This window comes from Pseudoalteromonas sp. SiA1, assembly GCF_018732205.1.
Lineage (GTDB): Bacteria > Pseudomonadota > Gammaproteobacteria > Enterobacterales > Alteromonadaceae > Pseudoalteromonas > Pseudoalteromonas tetraodonis.
Genome location: NZ_CP076084.1, coordinates 1634211 through 1649171 on the forward strand (window position 1 = coordinate 1634211; position 14961 = coordinate 1649171).

The 14961-nt window shown below is 40.0% G+C and carries 14 protein-coding genes; 11 read left to right on the forward strand and 3 right to left on the reverse strand.

Annotated elements, in window-relative coordinates:
* Window positions 1–162 precede the first annotated feature (162 nt).
* The 10 genes from gyrA (at window position 163) to KK487_RS07560 (ending at window position 10901) form a co-directional block, all read left to right on the forward strand.
* Window positions 163–2862 carry a DNA topoisomerase (ATP-hydrolyzing) subunit A gene (gyrA, locus tag KK487_RS07515; protein ID WP_008465686.1) on the forward strand — a complete coding sequence of 900 codons (2700 nt, stop codon included), beginning with the start codon at window positions 163–165 and terminating at the stop codon, window positions 2860–2862.
* Between the two features lie 98 nt (window positions 2863–2960).
* Window positions 2961–4043 (forward strand): 3-phosphoserine/phosphohydroxythreonine transaminase, encoded by a 1083-nt coding sequence (serC, locus tag KK487_RS07520; protein WP_016899927.1) that lies wholly within the window; start codon window positions 2961–2963, stop codon window positions 4041–4043.
* A complete protein-coding gene (gene aroA, locus KK487_RS07525; protein ID WP_036956456.1) occupies window positions 4043–5320 on the forward strand; it encodes a 3-phosphoshikimate 1-carboxyvinyltransferase in 1278 nt (425 codons plus the stop codon). Before serC ends, aroA begins: the two co-directional genes overlap by 1 nt.
* Window positions 5321–5427: 107 nt before the next feature.
* Window positions 5428–6138, forward strand: coding sequence for a (d)CMP kinase (gene cmk, locus KK487_RS07530; protein ID WP_016899929.1), 711 nt, complete (start codon window positions 5428–5430; stop codon window positions 6136–6138).
* 95 nt (window positions 6139–6233) lie between these two features.
* Window positions 6234–7901 carry a 30S ribosomal protein S1 gene (rpsA, locus tag KK487_RS07535; RefSeq protein ID WP_002961176.1) on the forward strand — a complete coding sequence of 556 codons (1668 nt, stop codon included), beginning with the start codon at window positions 6234–6236 and terminating at the stop codon, window positions 7899–7901.
* A 67-nt stretch (window positions 7902–7968) separates the two neighbouring features.
* Window positions 7969–8256 carry an integration host factor subunit beta gene (gene ihfB / locus KK487_RS07540; RefSeq protein WP_008114744.1) on the forward strand — a complete coding sequence of 96 codons (288 nt, stop codon included), beginning with the start codon at window positions 7969–7971 and terminating at the stop codon, window positions 8254–8256.
* 21 nt (window positions 8257–8277) lie between these two features.
* Window positions 8278–8559, forward strand: coding sequence for a lipopolysaccharide assembly protein LapA domain-containing protein (locus KK487_RS07545; RefSeq protein WP_008114742.1), 282 nt, complete (start codon window positions 8278–8280; stop codon window positions 8557–8559).
* Between the two features lie 2 nt (window positions 8560–8561).
* Window positions 8562–9698, forward strand: a complete 1137-nt coding sequence (gene lapB, locus KK487_RS07550; protein ID WP_024600986.1) for a lipopolysaccharide assembly protein LapB — start codon at window positions 8562–8564, stop codon at window positions 9696–9698.
* 33 nt (window positions 9699–9731) lie between these two features.
* Window positions 9732–10436 (forward strand): orotidine-5'-phosphate decarboxylase, encoded by a 705-nt coding sequence (gene pyrF / locus KK487_RS07555; RefSeq protein ID WP_016899932.1) that lies wholly within the window; start codon window positions 9732–9734, stop codon window positions 10434–10436.
* A gap of 90 nt (window positions 10437–10526) precedes the next feature.
* Window positions 10527–10901: a hypothetical protein gene (locus KK487_RS07560; protein ID WP_016899933.1), complete on the forward strand. Its 375-nt coding sequence runs from the start codon at window positions 10527–10529 to the stop codon at window positions 10899–10901.
* Between the two features lie 55 nt (window positions 10902–10956).
* Here KK487_RS07560 and KK487_RS07565 read toward each other — a convergent pair whose 3' ends face one another.
* Together KK487_RS07565 and KK487_RS07570 are read right to left on the reverse strand one after the other, a co-directional pair.
* Window positions 10957–11787 (reverse strand): CvfB family protein, encoded by an 831-nt coding sequence (locus tag KK487_RS07565; protein ID WP_010389931.1) that lies wholly within the window; start codon window positions 11785–11787, stop codon window positions 10957–10959.
* 2 nt (window positions 11788–11789) lie between these two features.
* Window positions 11790–13112, reverse strand: coding sequence for a DEAD/DEAH box helicase (locus tag KK487_RS07570; RefSeq protein ID WP_036956458.1), 1323 nt, complete (start codon window positions 13110–13112; stop codon window positions 11790–11792).
* Between the two features lie 205 nt (window positions 13113–13317).
* Between KK487_RS07570 and trhO the strand changes: the two genes are divergently transcribed.
* Entirely contained in the window at window positions 13318–14325 is a 1008-nt protein-coding gene (gene trhO, locus KK487_RS07575; protein ID WP_028835275.1) for an oxygen-dependent tRNA uridine(34) hydroxylase TrhO, read from the forward strand.
* Window positions 14326–14381: 56 nt separating this feature from the next.
* Here the strand turns inward: trhO and KK487_RS07580 are convergent, their stop codons facing one another.
* Window positions 14382–14819, reverse strand: coding sequence for a hypothetical protein (locus KK487_RS07580; protein WP_028835274.1), 438 nt, complete (start codon window positions 14817–14819; stop codon window positions 14382–14384).
* Between the last annotated feature and the right edge of the window lie 142 nt (window positions 14820–14961).

Sequence of the window (14961 nt, forward strand, 5' to 3'; positions counted from 1 at the left end):
AATCTGAGGCCATTATATAGGCCTAAATTGATAAATCGCAAAGTTTTGCGCCTGTAAATTAAAATTAATTGTGATAGCATGGTTACTTAGAAATAATAACAAACACTCTTAATACCTAATACTGGGTTGTTAAGAGCTGATACTGAAGGAATGTGATATCAAATGACTGATCTCGCCAATGAAATTCTGCCAGTCAATATTGAAGACGAGTTAAAAAACTCCTACTTAGATTACGCCATGAGTGTAATTGTAGGACGTGCATTACCAGACGTACGTGACGGTTTAAAACCTGTTCACCGCCGCGTTTTGTTTGCAATGAACGAGCTTAGTAATGACTGGAACAAGCCTTACAAAAAATCGGCCCGTGTGGTCGGTGACGTAATCGGTAAATACCACCCACACGGCGACAGTGCAGTTTATGACACCATCGTACGTATGGCTCAGCCATTCTCACTGCGTTACATGCTAGTAGATGGTCAGGGTAACTTTGGTTCGGTTGATGGTGATTCAGCAGCGGCAATGCGTTATACAGAAGTACGTATGGCAAAAATGTCGCACGAATTATTAGCCGATCTTGAAAAAGAAACGGTTGATTTTGTGCCTAACTACGATGGCACAGAGCAAATTCCTGATGTGTTACCCACTAAAATACCTAACCTATTAGTTAATGGTTCATCAGGTATTGCGGTTGGTATGGCAACAAATATTCCGCCACATAACTTAACAGAAGTCGTGAATGGCTGTTTAGCGCTTATTCAAAACCCTGAATTGACCATTACTGAGTTAATGGATTACATTCCTGGGCCTGATTTCCCAACTGCGGCGATTATTAACGGTAAAAAAGGCATTGAACAAGCTTATCAAACCGGTCGTGGTAAAGTGTACATGCGTGCGCGTGCTGACATCGAAACCGATGAAAAGACGGGTCGCGAAACCATTATTGTTCATGAAATCCCTTACCAAGTTAACAAAGCACGTTTGATTGAAAAAATCGCCGAGCTAGTTAAAGATAAAAAAATTGAAGGGATCAGCGCATTACGTGATGAATCAGATAAAGACGGTATGCGTATCGTTATCGAGATCAAACGTGGTGACGTAGGTGAAGTTATTCTAAACAATCTTTATTCACAAACTCAGTTACAAACTGTGTTTGGTATGAATATGGTTGCGTTAATTAATAACCAACCTAAGTGTTTCAACTTAAAAGAAATGCTTGAAGAATTTATTATTCACCGTCGTGAAGTTGTTACCCGTCGTACGGTATTTGATTTACGCAAAGCCCGCGACCGTGCGCATACGCTAGAAGGTTTAGCGATTGCACTGGCTAACATTGACCCAATTATCGAACTTATTCGTAAGTCGCCAACACCTGCTGAAGCAAAAGTTGCATTAACAGCGCGTCCATGGGAATTAGGTAATGTTAAAGCCATGCTTGATAAAGCAGGCGAAGACAACGTGGCACGCCCAGATTGGTTAGCAAGCGAGCTTGGTATTCGTGATGGTCAGTACTATATTTCTGAGCAACAAGCTCAAGCAATATTAGACTTACGTTTACACAAACTTACTGGTCTTGAACACGAAAAAATTCTTACCGAATATCAATCATTACTTGAGTTGATTGCCGAGTTATTATTCATTTTGGCAAATCCAGAGCGTTTAATGGAAGTTATTCGTGATGAGCTCGTTGAAATTAAAGAGCAATATGGTGATGAGCGCCGCACTGAAATAAATGCTGCAGCACACGATATAAGCCTTGAAGATTTAATCAACGAAGAAAACGTAGTTGTTACGCTTTCACATGAAGGGTACGTTAAGTATCAAGCATTAACTGATTACGAAGCGCAGCGTCGTGGTGGTAAAGGTAAATCAGCAACTAAGATGAAAGATGAAGATTTCATTGAACGTTTATTGGTTGCCAATACGCACGATACTATTCTTTGTTTCTCTACAGCGGGTCGTTTATATTGGCTTAAAGTATACCAGTTGCCACTTGCCAGTCGTGCAGCGCGCGGTAAGCCAATTGTTAACTTATTACCACTTGAAGCAGATGAACGTATTACTGCAATCCTGCCAGTACGCGATTATGAAGATGATAAATACATCTTTATGGCGACGGCGTTCGGTACGGTTAAGAAGACGCCATTAACGGCATACAGTCGTCAACGTGCAAGCGGAATCATTGCGGTTAACTTAAACGAAGGTGATAGCTTAATCGGTGTTGATATTACCGATGGCAGCAACGAAATTATGTTGTTCACTGATGCGGGTAAAGTTGTTCGCTTTAAAGAGGCTGAAGAAACGGCTGTTGTTGATGAAAATGGTAACCCTGTTCTTGATGAAGAAGGTAAGCCTGAAATCCGTTTCAAAGGTGTACGTCCTATGGGCCGTACTGCAACGGGTGTTCGTGGTATTAAGATGCCAGACGATCAGCGTGTTGTATCACTTATTGTACCAAAGAATGATGGTGCAATATTAACAGTGACAGAAAATGGCTACGGCAAGCGTACCCAACTTGAAGATTACCCATCTAAGAGTCGTGCAACTCAAGGTGTTGTATCAATCAAAGTGAGTGAGCGTAACGGTGCTGTTGTTGGTGCTGTACAGGTTGATGACAACGACGAAATAATGATTATTTCGAATCGTGGTACCTTAGTACGTACTCGTGTTAATGAAGTTTCTACGGTTGGACGTAACACCCAAGGTGTTATTTTGATCAGAACTATTGACGAAGAGCAAGTAGTTGGTTTACAACGTATAGAAGAAATTGAAGTGACTGAAAGTGACTTGGTTGATATCGAAGACGTTGAAACAGTAGATACAGTTATTGATGAAGTGGCGGATGACAATCCTCCTTCAGAATAATTAGATTGAAAAAAGCGGCCTTGGCCGCTTTTTTTATGTAGTTGAAAAAAATTAAATTAGTTTAATTCAAGTTAAATTACTGGAATGAGGAAAAGGTAATGAGTATATATAATTTTTGTGCAGGCCCTGCAATGTTACCACCGGCAGTCATGCAAAAGGCACAAAAAGAGTTTTTAAACTGGCAAGGTCTTGGTGTATCGGTGATGGAAATAAGTCATCGTAGTCATGAATTTTTAGCATTAACCGCTAAATGTGAAGCCAGCCTGCGTCGTTTAATGAATATAAGTGACGAGTTTGAAGTGCTATTTATGCACGGTGGTGGTCGAGGTCAATTCAGTGCCGTACCTTTAAACCTTCATGTTAACGGTAAAAAAGCAGTTTATTGTGAAAATGGCGTTTGGTCAAAAAGTGCAACCAGCGAAGCAGATAAGTTTACAAATACACACGCTGTTGATGTGCGCAATGATGATAACGGCCTGTTTTCTATTAAGCAGGTAGCCGATTGGGTTTTACCTGCTGATGCGTCTTACATTCACTATTGCCCGAATGAAACCGTAGACGGCCTTGAAATATTTGACGTACCCAGTCATCCAACGGCGCCGATTGTGGCCGATATGTCATCGACTATTTTATCGCGCGAAATTGACGTTAATAAATTTGATTTAATCTACGCGGGTGCACAAAAAAATATCGGTCCATCGGGCATTGCTATTGTGATTGTTCGCAAAACGCTACTTGAGCGTGAAGGGCTCGCCAAGCCGGGTATTTTAGATTACGCCCTTGAGGCAAAACAAGGCAGCATGTTTAACACCCCACCGACTTTTGCTTGGTATTTAGCGGCAGAAGTATTTGCATGGCTTGAGCAAACCGGGGGTGTAAAAGCCATGGAAGCTCATAATATTGCCAAAGCGCAGCTGCTTTATGATTTTATTGATGGTTCAGATTTTTATACCAATAAAGTAGCGAAGCATTGCCGTTCACGTATGAATGTGCCTTTTTGGCTGGTTGATGAAAGCTTAAATGATAAGTTTGTTAAAGAGTCAAAAGAAGCGGGCTTGTTAGCGCTTGAAGGTCATCGTATTGTTGGCGGGATGCGCGCCAGTATTTATAACGCGATGCCATTGGAAGGCGTACAAGCCCTAGTTGACTTTATGGCTAATTTCGCCAAGGAGAATAGTTAATGGAGCAACTTTTCTTAGCCCCTATTTCACAAGTGAATGGCAGTGTGACATTACCGGGCTCAAAGAGTTTATCAAACCGAATTTTATTATTAGCAGCATTATCTAACGGCACCACGGTTGTTGAAAACTTACTCGACAGCGACGATATTCGCCATATGCTGGGTGCGTTAAAGCACTTGGGCGTTAATGTAACGCTTAATACTGAACGCACCGTAGCAACCGTAGAGGGCGTGAGTGGCGTGTTTAATACGCCAACTGAGCCGTTGTTTTTAGGTAATGCAGGTACAGCGTATCGACCATTAACGGCAGTACTGAGTGCGATTGCTGGAGAGTATGAGTTAATTGGTGAGCCGCGCATGGAAGAGCGACCAATTGGTCATTTAGTTGATGCCTTACAAGCCTTGGGTGGTAATGTAAGTTATTTAAAAAATAAAGATTACCCACCACTTAAAATTATCGGTGGGCAAATAGCCGGTGGTGAAGTCGAAATTGACGGCAGTATTTCAAGTCAATTTTTAACGGCGCTGCTTATGGCTGCGCCGTTATTTAAAGGCGATACACACATTAAAATTAAAGGTACCTTAGTCTCTAAGCCTTATATTGATATTACGCTGGATGTGATGGCGCGCTTTGGTGTAACTGTTGAGCATGATAATTACACCACGTTCTTCGTTAAAGGTGCTCAGCAATACCAAGCGGTTGAGCGCATAATGGTTGAAGGTGATGCTTCATCGGCTTCTTATTTTATTGCTGCTGCAGCAATTGCCGGTGGCGAAATAGAAATTAAAGGCGTTGGCGCTAAATCAGTTCAAGGTGATATTGGCTTTGCTAAAGTGATGGAGCAGGTTGGTGCCAAAATTGATTGGTATGACGAGCGTTTAGTTGTTCGTAAAGGCGAGCTTAACGGTATAGATATAGATGCTAATGCGATACCTGATGCTGCAATGACCTTGGCGACTGTTGCCTTGTTTGCTAAAGGGCCAACCGCTATTCGTAATATTTATAACTGGCGGGTAAAAGAAACTGACCGTTTACATGCAATGGCCACCGAGCTTAGAAAAGTAGGGGCTGAAGTGGTTGAAGGGCACGACTTTATTGAGATCACACCGCCAAAGCAATTTAATAATGTGGCTGTAGATACCTACGACGATCACCGTATTGCCATGTGCTTTGCAATGGTGGCAGTAGGGGGCAAGCCCATAACGATTAACGATCCGGCCTGTACTTATAAGACATTCCCAACATTTTTCAAAGTGTTAGCATCTGTCAGTAAATAGGCTATTTATAAGTATTTATAAAAAGTTACATACTAAAAGCGGATAATCTTTATTAATTGGCGTATAATGTGGCGGTTTATTTTGGTGTGCATTGAAGGAGGTTTTAAATGCCGGCGTTATTAATGCCCGTAATCACCGTAGATGGCCCAAGTGGTTCTGGTAAAGGAACTGTTTGTCGCCTATTGGCTGAAAAATTAGGCTGGGATGTGTTAGATAGCGGAGCAATTTATCGCGTACTATCACTTGCAGCACTTCATCACCAAATTGCGTTAGATAACGAAGAAGCACTTGTCCCACTAGCTGCAAATCTTGATGTGCAGTTTTTGATAGACAGTGACACTAATGCAGGAAAGATTATTTTAGAAGGCGAAGATGTTACAACCACTATTCGAAATGAAGAAGTGGGTGCTGCAGCGTCTAAAGTGGCCGCATTACCGCGTGTTCGAGAAGCGTTGCTTCGTCGCCAGCGTGCGTTTAGAACAGAAAACGGTTTAATTGCCGATGGCCGCGATATGGGCACTGTGGTATTTCCAGATGCGCCATTAAAGATATTTCTAACCGCAAGTGCAGAAGAACGTGCTCGAAGACGTTTTGTTGAGTTGAATGAGCGCGGGCTTGATGTTACACTAAGTGGTCTATTACAGGACATTCAAGCACGTGATGATCGCGATATGAATCGCGCCGTTGCGCCGCTTGTGCCTGCAGAGGATGCGATTGAGCTTGATACTAGCGAACTCAACGCACAGCAAGTCTTTGATAAAGTTATAACTTTATTAGATGCGAGCATCTCAGAAGGTAAGCTTCCTAAACGAAGCTAAATACATTTTATGCACCAGCAGGATGCCAGTGCTATTTTAACAACCCCATGCAGCATGGTTGCTTATTGGTATTAATATATGAGACGTATATTCGTATGTCAGAAAATTTTGCGCAGTTATTTGAAGAAAGCTTAAAGGGTTTTGAAGCAGAGCAAGGCTCTATCGTTAAAGGTACAGTAATCTCAATCGAGAACAACATTGTACTTGTAGATGCTGGTCTTAAATCAGAAAGTGCTATCCCTGCAGAGCAGTTCAAAAATGCTGCTGGTGAACTAGAAGTTGCTGTTGGCGACGAAGTAGATGTTGCACTAGATGCAATCGAAGACGGTTTTGGTGAAACTATCCTTTCTCGTGAGAAAGCGAAGCGTCACGAAGCGTGGATCCGTCTTGAGAAAGCATGTGAAGAGCAAGAGACTGTTACTGGTGTTATCAACGGTAAAGTTAAAGGCGGTTTCACTGTTGAAGTTGATTCAATCCGTGCTTTCCTACCTGGTTCACTTGTTGATGTTCGTCCAGTACGTGACACAACTCACCTTGAAGGCAAAGAGCTTGAATTTAAAGTAATCAAGCTTGATCAAAAACGTAACAACGTTGTTGTTTCACGTCGTGCAGTTATCGAATCAGAAAACTCACAAGAACGTGAAGAGCTTCTTGCTAACCTTGTTGAAGGTCAAGAAGTTAAAGGTATCGTTAAGAACCTTACTGACTACGGTGCATTCGTTGACCTTGGTGGTGTTGATGGTCTACTACACATTACTGATATGGCGTGGAAGCGTGTTAAACACCCTTCAGAAATCGTTAATGTTGGCGACGAAATCGCAGTTAAAGTTCTTAAATTCGACAAAGATAAAACTCGTGTATCTCTAGGCCTTAAACAGCTTGGCGAAGATCCATGGGCAGCTATCGCTGGTCGTTACCCAGAAGGTTCTAAACTTTCTGGTCGTGTAACTAACCTTACTGATTACGGTTGCTTCGTAGAAATCGAAGAAGGCGTTGAAGGTCTAGTACACGTTTCTGAAATGGATTGGACTAACAAGAACATCCACCCTTCAAAAGTTGTATCACTAGGTGACACTGTTGAAGTTATGGTTCTTGAAATCGACGAAGAACGTCGTCGTATTTCTCTTGGTCTTAAGCAATGTATTGCTAATCCTTGGCAGGAATTTGCTCGTCTACAAAACAAAGGCGACCAAGTTACTGGTAAGATCAAATCAATCACTGACTTCGGTATCTTTATCGGTCTTGACGGTGGTATTGATGGTCTTGTACACCTTTCAGACATTTCTTGGAATACACCTGGCGAAGAAGCTGTACGTGAATTCAAGAAAGGCGACGAAATCACTGCTATCGTATTGCAAGTTGACCCAGAGCGTGAACGTATCTCTCTAGGTGTTAAGCAAATCGAAGCTGACCCATTCAATAACTACCTTGATGCAAACAAAAAAGGTGCTATTGTTAAAGGTAAAGTGACTGAAGTTGATGCGAAAGGCGCAACTGTTGAACTTATCGAAGGCGTTGAAGGTTACATCCGTGTAGCTGATATCGCTCAAGAGCGCGTTGAAGATGCAACTACTGTTGTTTCTGTAGGCGACGAGATTGAAGTTAAATACGTTGGTGTTGATCGTAAGAACCGCACTTTAAGCTTATCTGTTAAAGCTCTTTTCGAAGCAGAAGAGAAAGAAGTACTAGAGAAGCTTAAGAAAGAAGAGCCAGTGTTTGAAAACGCAATGGCAGCTGCTTTCGCAAATGCACAAAAAGACTAATTAATTATAGTCTTTTAATTGGAAGGGCAGTTTATGCCCTTCCACTATTTCTTTTTAAGGAAACGCTATGACTAAGTCAGAACTGATAGAAACACTTGCTGAACAACATTCACATATTCCTGTGAAAGATGTTGAGAACGCTGTTAAAGAAATTCTTGAACAAATGGCCGGCTCATTATCTTCTTCAGATCGTATTGAGATCCGAGGTTTTGGAAGTTTCTCTTTGCATTACCGTGCGCCTCGTACAGGCCGTAACCCTAAAACAGGTGAAACTGTAGAGTTAGATGGTAAGCATGTACCTCATTTTAAACCAGGCAAAGAACTACGTGACCGTGTAAACGAGAGCATTGCTTAGTAAACTTATTGGAGTAGTTACTTGTTCAAGGTATTAAAAATTATTCTGGCGGCACTTTTTTTAATTGGTGCGTTTGTATTGGGTTCTCAAAATCCACAATTAACACAAATTAACTACATAATAGCCAGTAATACATTACCTTTAGCCGTTATAATAAGTATCTGCTTTTTGCTAGGTGTTGTAGTGGGTTGTTTTGTGAGTTTTAAATTGTTCACGCAATTAAAGTGGCAAAATTACCGTTTAAAAAAGCAATTAACGCCTGAAAAAGATAATAAAAAGCGTATTGCCAACAAAGACACCTAATTATGATTGAGCTGTTGTTTTTACTGCTTCCCGTTGCTGCCGGTTATGGTTGGATCATGGGGAAAAACAGTGCAAAAAATCAGGCTCATCAGTTTAATCGTCAAATTACTTCTGAGTACAGTAAAGGCTTAAAGTTTTTACTGGATAGAGAAGAAGATCAGGGGCTTGAGCATTTAATTAATTTGCTCGAAGTAGCTGCTGACTCTGTTGAACATTATTCAACACTGGCCACCATGTTTCGCCGTCGTGGTGAGCTCGACCGCGCAATAAAAATTCACGAACTACTGCTAAAACACCCAAGTCTTAACGAAAAACAAGCCGCAAATAGCCGTTTAGAACTAGCCGAAGATTATATTATGGCTGGCTTATTAGACAGCGCAGAAGAACATTTAATATGGCTGGTAAAAAATAGCCATGCAGATGCACTCGATCCTATCATTTCTTTATATTCACAAACCCGTGAATGGGAAAAAGGCATTAATATGTTTGAAGCGCATACTGAGCTTTTTTCAAAAGAACAACACTTTAAAGCCATCGCTAATTTTTACTGTGAGCATGCCATTGCCAGTAATAACCCACAACTTATGCGTAAAGCCATTAGCTTAAACTTTAAAACAATTAGGCCTTTATATGAGCTTGGACTGTCAGCTTATACCAAAGAAGATTACGTCAAAGCAATTTACTATTGGCGAGAATTAATCTGCCAATTTACTTTTTTTGCGCCATTGTTTATTGAAAAGTTAGCTCACAGCTATAAGCAATTAAAATTAACTCACCAATTTCATGAACTCATTACTGAGTTACTAGAAAAGGGTGGAGTGATGATAAAAATACAGCATTGCCAAGCCTTGCTTGAGCAAGGACACACTGAACAAGCCTTTGAATTTTTAACTGATAATTTAAAACGTCAACCCACTATTCGTGGCTTTAGTTTTTTATTACAGTTAATGAGTACAGAAAATAAAAATACAAAAGATGTGCTTAATCAAATCGATAAACTTGTTACTTCGTACATTGCCACTAAACCTGACTTTCAATGTCAGCATTGTGGCTTTACTAGCTACACCATTTATTGGAATTGCCCTTCATGTAAACACTGGGAAACCATTGTGCCTAGCAGAGGCTTAGACGGATTTTAATTTTTATACTTTTCGCTCACTAGTAGGATAGTTATGTCTTTCGAAAAATCAAAAAAAATTCTTATCGCGCTTGATTATGATGATCAGCAAACTGCTTTAGCATTTGTAAAACAGTTATCACCAGATACCTGTCGATTAAAAGTGGGCAAAGAAATGTTTACTTATTTTGGTCCTGCATTTGTTAAAGAATTGGTCGATTTAGGTTTTGATGTATTTTTAGATTTAAAGTTTCACGATATTCCAAACACCGTTGCTAAAGCGGTGACTGCTGCGGCTAAAATGGGTGTATGGATGGTCAATGTACATGCATCGGGCGGTTATGAAATGATGCATAAAGCTAAACAAGCACTTGAGCAGTTTGGCGACAAAGCGCCATTACTGATTGCGGTAACTGTATTAACCAGCATGGACGAAGCTGAACTTGAGCGTTTAGGTATAACTAAATCACCACAAGAGCAAGTTATGCATTTAGCTAAATTAACAAAGCAAGCAGGACTAGACGGTGTTGTTTGTTCCGCGCAAGAAGCGCAAAGTTTAAAGGCTGCTTTAGGGAAAGAGTTTAAATTAGTTACGCCAGGTATTCGCCCAGCGGGCAGTGATGCAGGCGATCAAAAACGTATTATGACACCTAAAGAAGCGATTGAAGCGGGTAGTGACTATTTAGTGATTGGGCGTCCGATCACTCAGGCACAAAATCCTGTAAAAGTACTAAATGATGTAAATGAATCAATAGCTTAAATTAAAAATTAGCATAATTGAGAGCAGTTCCTTACAACTGCTTTTCTTTGTGCTACATTTAAATTATGGGTGTGCAGTGAGGGATTTGCTTTGCGTATAATAATATTTTTAGTTGTAATTATCATTAGTGGCTTTGCTGTTAATAAATATGTTTTTTCAACTAAAATGTATGATGATGTTTCAAACGTTACTGACTTGGTATCTGGTTACCCCGTTGATTTATTCAAGTTTAAAAAAATTGCTCAAAATTATGCCCAGCATCTGTGTTACACCAATGAAGGTGTGTTAGCAGGAATAGATGTTAGCAGCAGAGACTGTGTTGCGACACATGATGAAATGCAAAATGAGTGTACAGAAAAAGTTTTTAGGCTAGCGCCGTTAAATCTAGATTCTAAAAAAGAATTAATTGAATACTCAAATGAATATTCTCGCTGTACCTTACCTTATAAAAATATTAGGTTATAAATTTCAGATACTAAAAAGCCACTTAGGTTTAAAACTTAAGTGGCTTTTTATTTAATTATTTTAAACGAATAGACTTAGCTTCAATATCAATTAAGCCTTGTTTAAATAAACCGCCAATGGCTTTTTTGTAATTTGCTTTGCTGGTCGAAAACACTTTTTTAATTAATTCAGGTTCAGACTTATCGCCTATGGCTAATATGCCACCTTCATCTTTTAGTTTTTCCATTATTTTTTCACCAAGCTCGCTTACTTTACCCATGCCTGGTTTTTCAAGTATGACGTCAATTTTTCCGTCTTCACGTACTTTTTGAATAAATCCTTTTAGCTTTTGACCAACAAACAGGTTTTTAAACACCATGTTGTAAAACACGACGCCAAAATGAGATTCTTCAATAAGCACCTTGTAACCAATATCAGTTTTGCCTGCTACAATTAAGTCAACTTCTTGTAAGTGACTATACTGAGGCTCATCTTTTGATAAAAAACGGTTAAAGTTAGTTGAGGCACAAATACGCTGACTGGCGTTATCAAGATATAAACGCACTAAATATGAATAGCCTTCTTGCATACGTGGTTTTTGTTCATTAAACGGTGCAAGTACGTCTTTTTCTAAGCCCCAATCTAAAAACGCGCCTATGCTGTTTATTTCTTTTACACGCAGTAGGGCATATTCACCCACTTGAGCATGCGGCTTTTTAGTTGTGGCTGTTGGCAGGTTTGCATTATCTAAAAATGTGAATACACTGATGCTATCGCCGGCTTCAAGCTCATGTTTTATTTCATGTTTAGGTAAAAAAACTTCACCTAAGTCATGCCCATCTAAATAGGCACCTTCGTTGCTGACTTCTTTAACAAAAAGGGTTTGGGTGGTTCCTAGGTAACTCATAATTATTCCTGCTCAGGCTTTTTTTTACGACGCATCGGGGTATCACCATCAATATTAAGAGGTGCTTTAATTGGGGCTGCTGGCTTTTTCGGTTTTGCTTTTCGTTTTGGCTGTGGCTTATTCGTGGTCACTGCTTTTTTAGTTGGTTTAATTGGCGTTACCTTTTTTTCTTTAATACCTTTAAATTTCGCTTTTAAACCCTCAACAGCAGCAAACGATAATTCATCATTTAAAAATGATTTTATTGCCAAGTAACTTGCCCAATCTTTAGGGCCCACAAGTGATAATGCGTTACCTTTAAAACCAGCACGACCAGTACGACCAATACGATGAACATATTCTTCTGCGTGTTTTGGTAAATCAAAGTTAATAACATGGGTAACACTGAGTAAATCTAAACCGCGCGAAGCAACATCTGTAGTAATTAATATTTTAAAGTTTTCACGGCTAAACGCATCCATAATATCAAGGCGCTTACTTTGAGTTAAATCCCCAGCTAATGCGACAGATTTAAAGCCTTTACTATTTAATGATTCACTTAAACGGCTGGTATCAGCTCGTGTAGCAGTAAATATAATGCACTGGCCAACGTTATCTTGATTTAAAAAGTGCTCAAGTAGAGCTTCTTTATGATCAAGGTGGTCAGCTAAGTACAATGTTTGTTTAATATCACTGTGTTGCTCATTGGCTGCACTGAGCATAATTTGTTTTGGTTTTTTTAATAAATTACGCGATAACGCATCAACTTGAGCATGATCTAATGTCGCCGAAAACAACAAAGTTTGACGAAGACGATGATCGGCCAGTTCATTAATTAATTTAAGTTGATCGGTAAAACCTAAATCTAAAATACGGTCAGCTTCATCAAATATAAGTAACTCTAGGCCACTTAATTGTAATGAACGTTGCTTTAAATGATCGGCTAAACGCCCAGGTGTGGCGACCACAAAGTGAGGGTCGTTACGCAGTGCTTTAATTTGGTCGTTAAAATTTTCGCCACCGAGGATTTTAACGGCCTTTATGTTGGTACCGGCAATAAGTAATCGAAGTTGAGTAAAAACTTGGGTCGCAAGCTCACGAGTTGGAGCAACAATAAGTACACGAGGATCACGTTTACTGAGTGCTTTTTGTTTCATTACACGCTGCACAGCCGGTAATAAAAACGCTAAAGTTTTGCCTGACCCAGTTTTTGACTGAGCGAAAATGTCATGTCCCGCCAGTGCCGTTGGCACAGCATGAGCTTGAATATCGGTAGGCTGGGTGATCCCTTGGTGCGCTAATTGTGTTTCTAGGCGAGTATCAATCCCAAGATCAGTAAAGTGCAATGTATGTTTCTCCAATATGAGCAAGTCTGTATAAATTTATCCGCGCATTATAGCCCACTGAGCTACTGCGCTAACAGTAAAAAGCGCATTATCATCCATTTTTTTGCATTTAAATAAAAAAAGCGTAAAATACGCGCCCCATATGCGCCGGATTTACGATTCGGTAAACGCCCCTTGCGGGTTTTAAAAGCAAAATAGGAATACCATGACTGCTGTCCATAAAGATAATGTAACCAGCGAACACTTTGTTGTATGCGCTCTGTATAAATTTGTATCTCTACCTGATTTTGAAGCACTTCGCCAACCTTTACTTAATGTAATGGAGCAAAACGAAGTACGAGGCACTTTATTAATTGCCGCAGAGGGAATTAACGGTACTGTCTCTGCAAAACGTGAAGGCATAGATAACTTACTTGCGTGGTTAGACACCCAACCAAATTTAGACAACATTGTTACCAAAGAATCATTTGATGACGAATGCCCGTTTTACCGCACAAAAGTTAAGCTGAAAAAAGAAATTGTGACTATGGGTGTTGAAGGCGTAGACCCATTAAAAGTAGTGGGCAGTTATGTTAAGCCACATGAATGGAATGCCCTTATTTCTGATCCAGAGGTGATCCTTGTTGATACCCGTAATGATTACGAAATTGAAATTGGTACGTTTCAAAACGCAGTAGACCCAAACACTAAAACGTTCCGTGAATTTCCTCAGTGGGCCAAAGAAAACCTAGACCCATCAAAACATAAAAAAGTAGCCATGTTTTGTACTGGTGGTATTCGCTGTGAAAAATCAACAGCCTATATGAAAGAGCAAGGTTTTGATGAGGTATATCACCTTGAAGGCGGCATATTAAAATACCTAGAAGAAGTGCCAAAAGAAGAAACCATGTGGGAAGGCGAGTGTTTTGTATTTGATAACCGTGTAGCGGTAAATCATGACTTACAAAAAGGCTCATACGATCAATGTCATGCATGTCGCATGCCTATCACAGAAGAAGAAAAGCAAAAGCCAGAATACATGGAAGGGGTGTCGTGTCACCACTGTATTGACAATGTAACCGATGAACAACGCGCTCGCTTTGCAGAGCGCCAAAAGCAAATAGAGCTTGCTCAAGCGCGCGGTGAAGGCCACATTGGTAACGAAGCACAAGCTGTTTTACAACAACGTAAAGAAGCTAAAAAAGCGCAAAAAGACGCACAGCGAAATAAATAAGCGGTACTTTTTGTTTGTACGTTATTAATAAAAACCTCAGTTTCAACTGAGGTTTTTTATTTTAAACTCTTTTCACAATTGCTTGTATCTGTAGTAGAGAGCGTGACCTTGTTGGCAGCATTGACGAGCACACATTTTGTGTTTTTATCGAGCTTTTTCTTTTGAATAACGGTAAATTTACCTTCATCAGCAGCATATAGATTATACTGATACGCGGTGTTGCCCCCTTCAAATAAAGCAGTAAATAATCCACCGACTAATCCACCAACAATGGCGCCGCCAATCATTTCTTCTTTATTGCCATCTAAGCTATCTACAAAGCCAAACCCCGCACCAGCAGCTATTCCAGTTCCCACTTCTGAGGAGAGTGTTACTTTTTGTATTGATTCAACAGACGCATAATAACGTTTAACAACTTGATTTTGATCTGCCCGATCAATCCCTGGTGATGCACAGCCTGATAGCAAGATCACCATAATTAAACTCTTTTTCATAAATGTGCCTTTATTAAAAATATTGATGAGCTAAATCATAGTCATAAATGTAATTTAAATATGTGTGGATTTTGTATGCAGCTGTAAAAATATGTAGAGTGGCTAGCATGCTTAATTTCAGCTTATTGTTTTGCTAATTTAT